Source organism: Salinicola socius (genome assembly GCF_001937195.1).
Classification (GTDB): domain Bacteria; phylum Pseudomonadota; class Gammaproteobacteria; order Pseudomonadales; family Halomonadaceae; genus Salinicola; species Salinicola socius.
Map to the genome: position 1 here is coordinate 1 of NZ_MSDO01000011.1, position 11,703 is coordinate 11,703.

Sequence of the window (11,703 nt, forward strand, 5' to 3'; positions counted from 1 at the left end):
ACTAGACGAATGGGACGTAATGTCTCGGCTCCGTCGAAGTGGCGCGTATGTTACTGAGGCGACCTAAAGGTGTCAAGCGGTTGATTTCACCGATTTTCACCTCGACCCAATCAAGGCTGGTCAGTGCCCGACAAATGGCCTGTAATGCAAGGCATGAGCTGCAACGAATAGTGTCAACGTGATGATGAGGAGACCGAACATGAGCAAGGTGGAGAAGACTGAAGCCGAATGGCGCGAGAAGCTGACCCCCGAGCAGTACCACGTGACCCGCGAGAAAGGCACCGAGCGCCCGTTCACCGGCGACTATCAGGTCGAGCCGGTCCAGGGTATCTACCACTGCATCTGCTGCGGCGCCCCGCTGTTCGAGAACGAGCACAAGTTCGAGGCCCACTGCGGCTGGCCGAGTTTCGATCGGCCCCTGGCGGCGGCCTCGGTCGAAGAGCATCAGGACGATAGCCACGGCATGCGCCGGATCGAGGTGACCTGCCGCCGTTGTGACGCGCACCTTGGTCATGTATTCCCGGATGGCCCGGCGGACACCACTGGTCAGCGGTACTGCATCAACTCCGTGGCGATCACCTTCCACGCTGGCGAGTGAGCGCGCCCGTGGGCCGTTCGGCCCATCCTGCGGCACGTAGCTCCCTGCTAGCACCCAGACGATAGCACCCAGACGATAGCACCAGGACGACAGCGCCCCGATCTGGATCGGGGCGCTGTCGTGGCGACCGTCGCCGCCCGTCGGGCCGTACTCAGCTGCCGCGATAGGTGGAGTAGGCGTAGGGACTCAGCAGCAGCGGAATATGGTAGTGCTGCTGGGTATCGGCGACCTCGAAAGGCACGGTGATCTCAGGGAAGAAGGTTGCGCTGCCACGGGCGCGGTACCAGTCGCCGGTCTCGAAGACGGCGCGGTAGACACCGGACTCGAACGTCTCGCTCTCGGGATAGAGCGCCGAGATCCGCCCATCCTCGGAGGTTGTCCCGGTGGCGATGGTCTCCCACTGGCCGTCGGCCCGATGCTCCAGCTTCACCGCCACCCCCGCCGAGGGCTTGCCGGTCTGGGTGTTGAGGACGTGGACGCTGATCGGGTTGCCGGCGGCCAGTGAGACGCTCGCGACGCTGGCGAGCAGCAGACCGGCGGCGATTGATGCGAGTGGTTTCATGCGGGGCTCCTTTCCCTGCTGTTGATGATCAGACTCCCCTACGCAGCCCGTCGACGAGTGGATGCAAAGAAATGCCATCGCCGGCTGACGATCGCGCCCGCCACGGACGCCGACGCGCCCCAGCTGCAGCCGTCGGGTGCCGCATTCTGCTAGAATGTCCGCCCGCTTGCCGTTGGGCGCGGCACGATTCGATTCGAAGAACAGGCAGGAGAACCTCATGCTCGGCTGGTATCCCGGACACATGAACAAGGCGCGGCGCCAGATCACCGAGGCGCTGCCGGAAATCGACGTGGTGATCGAGGTCCTCGACGCCCGCCTGCCCTACTCCAGTGGCAACCCGATGCTGGCGGAGCTCACCGAGCACAAGCCGGTACTGAAGATCCTGTCCCGCGCCGACCTGGCCGATCCCGAAGCCACGCAACAGTGGATCGAATTTTTCGACGCCCAGCCCAATAGCCGCGCGATCGCCGTCACCACGACTCAGGCTCGCGAGCTCAAGCAGATTCCCGCGCTATGCCACGAACTGGCCGGCCAGGTACGTGCCGACCGCGACGTGCGCGTGATGGTGATGGGCATCCCCAACGTGGGAAAATCGACCCTGATCAACGGGCTGGCCGGGCGCAAGATTGCCAAGACCGGCAACGAGCCGGCGGTCACCAAGCGCCAGCAGAAGATTCGGATCGACGGCCGGGTCTCCTTGATCGACACGCCAGGCGTGCTGTGGCCGAAGATCGAGAATCAGGTCAGCGCCTATCGGCTCGCCGCCAGCGGCGCGATCCGCGATACCGCGATCGAGTACGTCGATGTCGCCATCGTCTGTGCCGCCGAGCTGGCCAAACGCTATCCACAAGGCCTGCGCGAGCGTTACAAACTCGCCGAACTCCCCGTCTACGTGGCGCCTTCCGAGGCCGATGCGGTGGACGCCGATGGGCCCAAGCTGGTCGATTTCCAGGCCAGGGCCGGTTTCGACGGTCACGCGATCATGAACGAGATCGCGCGCAAGCGTGGCGGACTGAAGGCCGGCGGGGTGATCAATCTTCATCGCGGGGCGGAAGTCCTGCTGCACGAACTCCGCGATGGCAAGCTGGGTCGGCTGACGCTGGAACTCCCCGAGGACATTCCCGAGCCCATCGAGGCAGCAGCCGACGAATCCGAAAGCTGATTCTCGCCATACAGATGACCTGAAAATTGTGTCTTTTCTGCCCCTTGCGCCGCGCCTGCGCGGCGTTATGCTGAGATATCGGCGACGCAGCCCGCCGAGCAGAACTGACTCAGCGTGTTCGCCAGCGGCGCCTTGCGTTTCACGCCGTGCGCCACCGACTCTTGATCCTACTCATCCGCCTGACTCTTTAGGCTGTGCAGCTTACGGAAGCCCCATGAACGGCCCCATTCGGAAATCGCATAAGCTCGACAATGTCTGCTACGACATCCGTGGCCCCGTTCTCGATCACGCCAAACGGCTCGAGGACGAAGGTCATCGCATTCTCAAGCTGAATATCGGCAATCCGGCACCCTTCGGTTTCGAAGCGCCGGAAGAGATTCTTCAGGACGTGATGCGCAATCTGCCGACGGCGCAGGGCTATTGCGACTCCAAGGGGCTCTATTCGGCGCGCAAGGCGATCATGCAGGAGTGCCAGCGCAAGGGCATCCCCGGCGTCGGCGTCGAGGACGTGTTCATCGGCAACGGGGTTTCCGAGCTGATCGTGATGGCGATGCAGGCGCTGCTGAACGACGGCGACGAAGTTCTGATTCCGGCACCGGACTATCCACTGTGGACGGCGGCGGCAAACCTGTCCGGAGGTCATCCCGTTCACTATCTTTGCGACGAGGCCGCCGACTGGTCACCGGACCTTGCCGATATCCGCGACAAGATCACCACGCGTACTCGCGCGATCGTGCTGATCAACCCCAACAATCCGACCGGAGCGGTCTATCCACCGGCGGTGGTCAAGGAGATCCTCGCAGTCGCTCGCCAGCACGGCCTGGTGGTGTTCTCCGATGAGATCTACGACAAGATTCTCTATGACGGCGTCGAGCACGTCTCCACCGGCGCCCTGGCAGCGGACGACCAGCTGGTCGTGACCATGAACGGTCTCTCCAAGAGCTATCGCTGTGCCGGCTTCCGCTCGGGCTGGATGATTCTCTCCGGCGGCCAGGGCAAGCAGAACGCCGAGGATTTCATCCAGGGCCTCAACATGCTGGCCTCGATGCGCCTGTGTGCCAACGTGCCGGCGCAGCACGCGATCCAGACCGGATTGGGTGGCTATCAGTCGATCAACGATCTGATCCTGCCCGGCGGTCGTCTGTTGGCACAGCGCGATGTGGTCTATGAAAAGCTCAACGCCATTCCGGGCGTCTCCTGCGTCAAGCCCAGGGGGGCGCTCTATGCATTCCCACGGCTCGACCCGGAGGTCTACCCGATTCACGATGACGCCCAGATGGTGCTCGACCTGCTGCTGCAGGAACGCATCCTGCTGGTCCAGGGCACGGCCTTCAACTGGCCGACCCCGGATCACGTGCGCATCGTGACACTGCCGTGGGCAGACCAGTTGGGTGATGCCATCGATCGTTTCGCGCGCTTTCTGTCACGCTACCGCCAATGATTGAAAAGGCCGCGCGTCATCGCGCGGCCGACCGCCCTCCTGAAATCTCCCTCTTGAAACCTATTCGCGAAAGCCGTATCTAACGGTTCATAACCGCCTGATTACCGGGCGATAACGAATAACAGACCAATCAACCGGCGCGCAAAGCGTCGGCAGCACCTTTCCACGACCGAGGGTAAAGACCGATGATGCGAATCATCCTGTTTCTGGCGACCAACCTGGCGGTGGTGCTCGTCGCCAGCATCACGTTGCGATTACTGGGCGTCGAGCCCTATCTCAATGCCAACGGGCTGAACATGAACAGCCTGCTGATCTTCTGCTTCGTGTTCGGCATGGCCGGTTCCCTGATCTCGCTGTTCATCTCCAAATGGATGGCGAAAATGAGCACCAAAGCCAAGGTGATCGAGCAGCCGGGAAATTCGACCGAGCAGTGGCTGCTCGACACCGTCCGCGAGCTGGCACAGCAGGCCAACATTCAGATGCCGGAAGTCGCGATCTTTCCAGCCCAGCAGTCCAACGCCTTTGCCACCGGCTGGAACAAGAACGACGCGCTGGTGGCGGTTTCGCAGGGACTGCTCGAGCGCATGCGTCCCGAGGAAATTCGTGCGGTGCTGGCCCACGAGATCGGCCACGTCGCCAACGGCGACATGGTTACGCTGGCGCTGATCCAGGGCGTGCTCAACACTTTCGTGATGTTCTTCGCGCGGGTGGTGGCCCAGGTCGTCGACAGTTTTCTGCGCGGTCGCGACAACGGCGGCGGCCTCGGCTTCATGGGCTATTTCGTGGTGGTGATCGTCGCCGAGATCGTGTTCGGACTGGTGGCGTCGATCATCGTGGCGTGGTTCTCCCGCTTCCGCGAGTATCGCGCCGATGCCGCCGGTGCCAAATACGCCGGTAGCGGCGCCATGATCAATGCACTGGCCCGACTGAAAGCCGAAACCGGCCAGCCGGACCAGATGCCCGACTCGCTGACGGCGTTCGCCATCACTACCGGGCAAACGCGCAAGATCATGGAAAAACTGTTTGCCAGCCATCCGCCGCTGGACGAGCGCATCCGCGCGCTGAAGGAGTCCGCCTACCGGGATTGACGTCCATTCGGGACGATGCCCGAGACGCTACAGGCCCCCTCCCAACGCCCCGCCCTGTGCGGGGCGTTGGCCTACCCCGCCCCCTATCCGGCCAGTGTTACCTCGCGCTGCCCCCTTTCGGCAAGTCGACGACTCGATTCGGCACGCTCTGCGCCAAAGATGTGCAGACCTGGCACCCAGGCCGGGCCGTCGACCGGTGGAGGACGCGGATGGATAACCCTTTTCAGCGCCGCGGCATACAGCTTGCTTGGTCAGTGCCGACTGCCATAGCGAGGATCGAACCATGCCCCTACCCCAAGCCGACAATGACTACCCCCTGAGCGAAGTGCCTGACGATGCGCGCAAACCCTTCGCATCGCTGACCTTGCTGTTGCTGGGCTTCACCTTCTTCACCGCGACCATGTTCGCCGGCGGCCAGCTCGGTGCGGCGTTTCCGCTGGGAGAGCTGCTGGCGTTGATCGTGGTGGGCAATCTGCTGCTGGGCATCTATGCCGCGGCGATCGCCGGCATTGCCGCGCGCTCCGGTCTCAGCACAGCGCTGATGTCGCGATTCGCGCTGGGCGAGCGCGGCAGCGCGCTATCCGATCTGCTGCTGGGCATCACCCAGGTCGGCTGGTACGCCTGGGGCGTGGCCACCATCGCCAACGTGCTGGTCTCGACGCTGGGACTCGCACCAGACTGGGCGACTCCGCTGATGGTGGTGTTCGGCTTCGGTTTCTGTCTCACGGCCTTCATCGGCTACCGCGGCCTGGCTCTGCTCTCCAACGTGGCGGTACCGGCGATGGCGCTGCTGATTGCCATCAGCATGATCATCGCCTGGCGCGATGGCGGCGGCTGGACCGGACTGGCCGCCAACGCCCCCAGTGCCGAGCTGGGCTGGGCAGCCGGTATCACCATCATCTTCGGCACCTTCGTATCCGGCGCGACGCAGGCCAGCAACTGGAGCCGTTTCGCACGCACCCCGCGTCAGGCGATCACGGCGACCCTGTTGGCGTTTTTCATCGGTAATGGCCTGATGGTCTTGATCGGCGCCGTGGGAGCGTTTGTCTACCAGCAACCGGATGTGGTCGAGGTACTGATCCTGCAAGGCTTGAGCGTCGTCGGGCTGGCCATGCTGTTCCTCAACCTGTGGACCACTCAGGACAACACCATCTACAACTTCGCCGCCGCCGGCTGCAACCTGCTGCGAACGCGCCAGCGTGGCTGGGTGACGCTTGGCGGCGCGGCGATCGGCACGCTGCTGGCGCTGGCCGGGATGGATACGCTGCTGGTGCCCTTTCTGATCGCGCTGGGCACCTGCATCCCGCCGCTGGGGGGCATAATCATTGCCGACTACGTCTTCCTGCGTCGCGGCCACTATCCCAGACTCGACGCTGCCAGGTTGCCGGCGTTTCATCTTCCCGGGCTCGGCGCCTATGCGTTGGCAACCCTGGGCGCCTGGTTCTCTCCATGGGTGCCCCCGCTGGTCGGCATCGCGCTGGCGCTGGCGCTCTACCCCCTGTGCTGTCGCTGTCTGGGCCAACGATCCATGAAGCCGGTACTATAATCCGCTCCAGCGAGGCCCAGGCCCAGGCCCGTTCAGCGGCATCGAGATCGTCTGCATCCATATCTCTGGCCCGCGTGTATCCCCGGTGCAGGACATGAAGTTCTGCCCTATTCACGCTTGGAGAGACGCCAATGAAAACTCGACAGCTAGCCAGCGTTACCCTGACCGCCGCCCTGCTGGGTTCCTTCAGCCTCGTGGCAAATGCGGATGGAGTACCGGCAGACGTACAGGTACCGGACGGCAACAAGGTCGCCATGGAAACGGTAGGCGTCGGCGAGATCACCTACGCCTGCGAGATCAAGGATGGCGCGCACGAATGGGTGTTCAAGGGACCGGATGCCAAGCTCAACGACGCGGACGGCAATCAGGTCGGCAGCTACTACGGCCCGCCGGCCACCTGGGAATCCAGCGACGGCTCCAAGATCACCGGTACTCAGCTGGCTACCGCGCCAGGTGGCGAGGGCAACATCCCCTTCCAGCTGGTCGAAGCCAACCCGGCAGAGGGTGAAGGACACATGACCGGCGTCAGCTACGTCCAGCGCCTGAACACTCAGGGCGGCGTGGCTCCGGACATGGCCTGCAGCGCCGACAACGAAGGCGCCGAGGAAGTGGTCGAGTATCAGGCTGACTATCTGTTCTGGAAAGCCAGCTGATCGGCAGACAATGCCAGCTGACCGACAATGCCGACTGATCGACAATGCTGGCTGATCTGCCAACGCAGTGGATGACTCCACGCTCATCCACAGGCCAACACGGGCTCGCCATGACGAGTCCGTGTTGCGTAGTATGAGACTCATCAGCCCCGACCGGGGTGCGCTTCAAGGAAAGTGCGTGTGACAGACGACACAGCAGCGCTCAATCAGTCGACGTCCGATCATGGCGTTCTGCTCGAAGCCTGTGCCAAAGGGGACCGCCACGCGCTTCAGCGGCTCTACGCGCAGGAGGGATCCCGCATGCTGGGCGTGGTGATCCGTATCGTCGGCGATCGCGGCATCGCCGAAGACATCATCCACGACGCTTTCGTGAGCATCTGGAACAAGGCCCATACGTTCGATGCCCAACGCGGCTCGGGCAAGACATGGATATTCAGCGTCACGCGTCACTTGGCACTCAATCATGTCAGAACCCGTCATCGGGAAGTGACCGTCGATGACGATACGGCCGAAAGGCTCGATGCCGAGCGATCACAGGAGGCGGCTACGGATACCCAGGATCATTTCGACTGGCTCGGCCATGGAGAGCTGGATCGCTGTCTCGGGCAACTGGCGCCGGAGCGACGCAACTGCCTGTTCCACGCCTATGTCGACGGCTTCAGCCATCAGGAGATCGCCGCGCGCCTGGATCGTCCCCTGGGGACCGTCAAGGCCTGGATCAAGCGAAGCCTGGCGGCGCTGCGTGAGTGCCTGTCATGACCGACCATCTCGAGCCACTGTCTCCTCTCGGACCGGACGAGACCGACGACTTGGCGGGCGAATACGTTCTGGGTACGCTGAGCGCCGAACGGCGCGACGCGGTCGAACATCGTCTAGCCCATGACGCGGCGCTTCGAACCGCTGTCTGGAGCTGGGAATCGCGATTGCAGCCTTACACGGCGTTGGCCGAGCCGGTAGAGCCGACGCCTCATCTATGGCAGCGCATCGAGCGAAGCCTCGACCACCAGGATGGGCCGGTTTCGACGCTCCCGGCGGATCGATCGCCATCCAGGAACACGCTCTGGGAACGGCTGTGGGACAGCGTCACGGTGTGGCGAGGCGTGAGTTTCGCCAGCGTGCTGGCGGTCGCTGGCCTCGCTGCCATGCTGGCCTTGGCTCCGTCATCTGCGCCGTCGTCCCGTTATCTGGTGGTATTGATGACACCCCAGCACACCCAAGCCGGCTGGGTAGTCGAGGCGAGCTCATCGCAGCAGCTCAGTCTGATCCCGGTCGGTACTTTCGAGGTGCCACCGGGCAAGGCGCTGGAATTCTGGACCAAGGCCGACGACTGGAGCGGGCCGGTCTCGCTGGGTCTCGTTCAACCCGGAGAGTCCCAGCAGCTTTCGCTGAAGAACCTGCCACCGCTGGAAGACAACCAGCTGTTCGAGTTGACGCTGGAGGACGCCACGGGCTCCCCGCTCGATCGCCCTACCGGCCCGATTCAGTTCATCGGTCGTGCCGTCGAACTGTAGCGCATCGCAACTCTGCAGCGGCGTGGGCCGCTGCAGGACACCTTCCGACACTTGATGAGAATGGTTGACAATAACGTCCTTCGCGCGCCTAATTGGTTGACACTATCAACCGAAAAGGCAGCCACATGCCAGGCATGACGGTCGGCGAGCCCCTGCATCAGCTCATGCATGCCTACAAGCGCGCGCTGCGCCAGGCATATGCCGAAGCCGAGCTGGACCTCACCGTCTCGCACATTCGCACGCTCAAGGCGATTCGTAGCCAGATGCCCTGCACCGCGCAGCATATCGCGCATCGGACCCAGCGCGACAAGGCCCAGATCACTCGGCTACTTCGCGATCTGCTCGACGCGGGCATTATCGCCAAATCGCCGCATCCGGATGACCGGCGCAGCCTGATTCTGTCGCTGACTGCCCATGGCCAAGCCGTGATGAAGCAGGTCGATACCTGCGAACGCCAGGCCCACGCGCAGCTGTCGCGCGGCATGACCCAGGCCGATCTCGAAGCCTTCCTGCGCCTGTCGAGGTTGATGATTTCCAACCTGAATTGATCGGGAGTTTCAATGCCAAAACCCGCACCCAGACCCTATACCGTGCTGAACCGACGACTCGTCACGCCCCATATGTTGCGACTGACGTTCGGCGGCGAGGGCATGGCCGAGTTTCCAGCCGACCAGGAAAGCGCCTACGTCAAGCTGATCATTCCGACCGATAACGACGCGCGCGACACGCTGCGCACCTACACGGTCCGCCATCAGCGCGAAGACAGCATCGATATCGACGTCGTGCTGCACGAAGATGGTGGCCCCGCCGCGACCTGGGCCGCATCGGCACAACCGGGCGACACGATTCTGATCGGCGGCCCGGGACCGGTCAAGCGCCTGCCGGCAGCAGCCGACTGGTATCTGCTGGCAGGCGACATGACCTCGCTACCGGCGATCGGTGCCAACCTGGAACGGCTGCCTCCAGACGCCAGCGGCTACGCCATCATCGAAGTGACCAGCGAAGCGGACATTCAATGGTTCGACCTGCCCGCGGGCATGCGGATCAACTGGTTGATCAATCCGCATCCCGGCAGTGACAGCGATCGTCTGGTCACGGCGCTGCGCGAGTTCGATTGGATCCCGGGCACGCCGGGCATCTGGGTCGCCTGCGAGTTTTCGGCCATGCGCAAGCTGCGTCGTCATCTGATCGATGAGCGCGGCGTCGGCAAGCGGGACATGTACATTTCGAGCTACTGGAAACTGGGCAGCAGCGAGGATGGGCATCGCACCGTCAAGCGCGAGGACGCGGAAAGAGAGGAAATCGAGAGCGCCTAGCCCCGAGGATGTCGGCACGGGCGCTCTCTGGCGGGGCAAGACTGGGCTATTTGCCCAGCTTGACGCTGAAGCCGAACCCTTCCATGGCGTCGCGAAGACCGCCCTTGTTCTTTTTCAGCTCGACCCGCAGCGTCTGAAACTCCCGCCGTGACGGGTACTCGCGACGATAGGCATCGAAGCCCGCCGCCATTCCCAGACGCCGCCGGTAGCGATCGAACGCCAGCATGTCGCGGCGAACGTCATAGCAGGCGCGGGCACATAGCGACAGCGCTTCCAGCGGCGGTGTCCAGCTGTGCAGCACGATCTTGCGCAACCATGGGTCGGGCTTGAGCTGACCGAGCTTCTTGCGCGCCGGCAACCCGAAATGACGCATGGCCGCCTGGTAGATCATTTCGGTGCCCAGCATCTTGCCGTCGACACTGTAGCCCGCGATATGCGGCGTGCCGATATCGACCAGCTCGAACAGCGCCTCGTCGACGCCCGGCTCATGTTCCCAGACATCGAGTACCGTACGCAGATCGGCCTGACGTTCCAGCCGCTCGCGCAATGTATCGCCATCGAGACAGTCTCCGCGGCCGGCATTGATCAACACCGTACCCGGCTTGAGCGCATCGATACGTTGACGATTCATCAGATGATGAGTGGCGTGTTCGCCATCGGCCACCAGTGGCGTGTGCAGGCAGATGATGTCGGCACGGTCGATCAACGTGTCCAGATCGAGAAAATCTTCGCGGTTCTCGGCCTCGGCGCGCGGCGGGTCGCAGATCAGGCAGTCGACGTCCAGATTGTCGAGACGCGTCGCCAGGCGTCCGCCGACGTTACCGGCGCCCACGATACCCACCGTCTTGCCGGACAAGGAAAAGCCGTCTTCTTCGGACAGCAGCAGCAGACTGGAGAGCACGTAGTCGACCACGGATTCGGCATTGCTGCCCGGCGCGCTGGCGAAGCCGATGCCACGTTCGGTCAGAAGGCCCGTATCGATATGATCGGTGCCGATGGTGCAGGTGCCGACGAACTTCAGCTTGTCGGCACCCTCAAGCAGTGCGGCATTCACCGGAGTGATCGACCTGACCACCAGGATATCGTGTCCACGGAGACTGGCCGCTGTCATCTCGCGACCGGGCTGGCGGGTGACCTCCCCCAGCTCACCAAAGAATTCTTCTGCCAGCGGAATGTTCTCATCCACCAGGATGCGCATGACTACCCTCTTGTCTCGTTCAACGCCGACTTATGTCGTTCAGCCCAGCCTCGAGCCGGCTCGGTGAGCCCCGATGTCGAACTCAAGCGTCGACACCGGCGTCGATTTCTGCGGGGCTTGCTTTACAATGGCGCCTGACGTCGGGTGCGACGCGGGGTCGCGGAATCGCGACGCTCGGCGCAGCCATATTAGGCCGGCCATTCGCGATGAACAAGCGAAGAGCAACAAGCAGCAGGAGTCCGCGTGATCGTCCGTTGGGAAAGTGAACATGACTATGTCCTGGTCCATCTGCACCAAGACATGTTTGGCGACTGGATCTACAGCCGCGCCTGGGGCCAGATCGGCACCCAGTATGGCGGCCTCAAGCATGCCGTCGCCGACAGCTACGATCAGGCCATGATGTGGATCGACGACCTCTCCCATATCCAGACGGCGCGTGGCTACCGCAAGGTGCTCGACGCCGAGGACGATACCCCCGAGGGGCGGCAGGCCATGGCCCAGCTGTCGCTGCTGGACTAGGCACTGTCTGAAAACTGCCTGCGCTCGCCCATACGGCGTTAAAAATCGGCTCACTGAACAACGTTCAGAACGTCCGAAGGGCGAGCGGAGCGAGTCGCATGCTCATTGA

The 11,703-nt window shown here is 63.1% G+C and carries 13 protein-coding genes; 11 read left to right on the forward strand and 2 right to left on the reverse strand.

What is annotated here, in order from left to right; translation table 11 throughout:
- Positions 1-199 precede the first annotated feature (199 nt).
- Positions 200-598 (forward strand): peptide-methionine (R)-S-oxide reductase MsrB, encoded by a 399-nt coding sequence (gene msrB / locus BTW07_RS09140; protein WP_075569877.1) that lies wholly within the window; start codon positions 200-202, stop codon positions 596-598.
- A 151-nt stretch (positions 599-749) separates the two neighbouring features.
- On the opposite strand, the gene uraH is transcribed toward msrB, so the two are convergent.
- The gene (gene uraH / locus BTW07_RS09145; protein ID WP_075570011.1) at positions 750-1,160 is read right to left on the reverse strand and encodes a hydroxyisourate hydrolase; all 411 of its coding nucleotides are present in this window, start codon (positions 1,158-1,160) and stop codon (positions 750-752) included.
- Between the two features lie 217 nt (positions 1,161-1,377).
- Between uraH and ylqF the strand changes: the two genes are divergently transcribed.
- The 9 genes from ylqF (at position 1,378) to BTW07_RS09190 (ending at position 9,877) form a co-directional block, all read left to right on the forward strand.
- The gene (ylqF, locus tag BTW07_RS09150; protein WP_075569878.1) at positions 1,378-2,322 is read left to right on the forward strand and encodes a ribosome biogenesis GTPase YlqF; all 945 of its coding nucleotides are present in this window, start codon (positions 1,378-1,380) and stop codon (positions 2,320-2,322) included.
- 214 nt (positions 2,323-2,536) lie between these two features.
- Positions 2,537-3,763, forward strand: coding sequence for a pyridoxal phosphate-dependent aminotransferase (locus BTW07_RS09155; RefSeq protein WP_075569879.1), 1,227 nt, complete (start codon positions 2,537-2,539; stop codon positions 3,761-3,763).
- A gap of 185 nt (positions 3,764-3,948) precedes the next feature.
- On the forward strand, positions 3,949-4,851 hold the full coding sequence (htpX, locus tag BTW07_RS09160; protein WP_075569880.1) for a protease HtpX: 903 nt from the start codon (positions 3,949-3,951) through the stop codon (positions 4,849-4,851).
- A gap of 283 nt (positions 4,852-5,134) precedes the next feature.
- Positions 5,135-6,397, forward strand: coding sequence for a cytosine permease (codB, locus tag BTW07_RS09165; RefSeq protein ID WP_075569881.1), 1,263 nt, complete (start codon positions 5,135-5,137; stop codon positions 6,395-6,397).
- A gap of 131 nt (positions 6,398-6,528) precedes the next feature.
- Complete coding sequence (locus BTW07_RS09170; RefSeq protein WP_075569882.1) at positions 6,529-7,050, forward strand: DUF3455 domain-containing protein; 522 nt, start codon at positions 6,529-6,531, stop codon at positions 7,048-7,050.
- Between the two features lie 180 nt (positions 7,051-7,230).
- The gene (locus BTW07_RS09175; protein ID WP_083941722.1) at positions 7,231-7,809 is read left to right on the forward strand and encodes a sigma-70 family RNA polymerase sigma factor; all 579 of its coding nucleotides are present in this window, start codon (positions 7,231-7,233) and stop codon (positions 7,807-7,809) included.
- Entirely contained in the window at positions 7,806-8,561 is a 756-nt protein-coding gene (locus tag BTW07_RS09180; RefSeq protein ID WP_075569883.1) for an anti-sigma factor, read from the forward strand. The genes BTW07_RS09175 and BTW07_RS09180 overlap by 4 nt, the downstream gene beginning before the upstream one ends.
- Before the next feature lie 125 nt (positions 8,562-8,686).
- Entirely contained in the window at positions 8,687-9,109 is a 423-nt protein-coding gene (locus BTW07_RS09185; protein WP_075569884.1) for a MarR family winged helix-turn-helix transcriptional regulator, read from the forward strand.
- A 12-nt stretch (positions 9,110-9,121) separates the two neighbouring features.
- Positions 9,122-9,877 carry a siderophore-interacting protein gene (locus BTW07_RS09190; protein WP_075569885.1) on the forward strand — a complete coding sequence of 252 codons (756 nt, stop codon included), beginning with the start codon at positions 9,122-9,124 and terminating at the stop codon, positions 9,875-9,877.
- Between the two features lie 46 nt (positions 9,878-9,923).
- Here the strand turns inward: BTW07_RS09190 and pdxB are convergent, their stop codons facing one another.
- A complete protein-coding gene (pdxB, locus tag BTW07_RS09195; protein WP_075569886.1) occupies positions 9,924-11,075 on the reverse strand; it encodes a 4-phosphoerythronate dehydrogenase PdxB in 1,152 nt (383 codons plus the stop codon).
- A 243-nt stretch (positions 11,076-11,318) separates the two neighbouring features.
- Here pdxB and BTW07_RS09200 point away from each other — a divergent pair, with 243 nt between their 5' ends.
- On the forward strand, positions 11,319-11,594 hold the full coding sequence (locus BTW07_RS09200; protein WP_075569887.1) for a WGR domain-containing protein: 276 nt from the start codon (positions 11,319-11,321) through the stop codon (positions 11,592-11,594).
- Positions 11,595-11,703 lie beyond the last annotated feature (109 nt).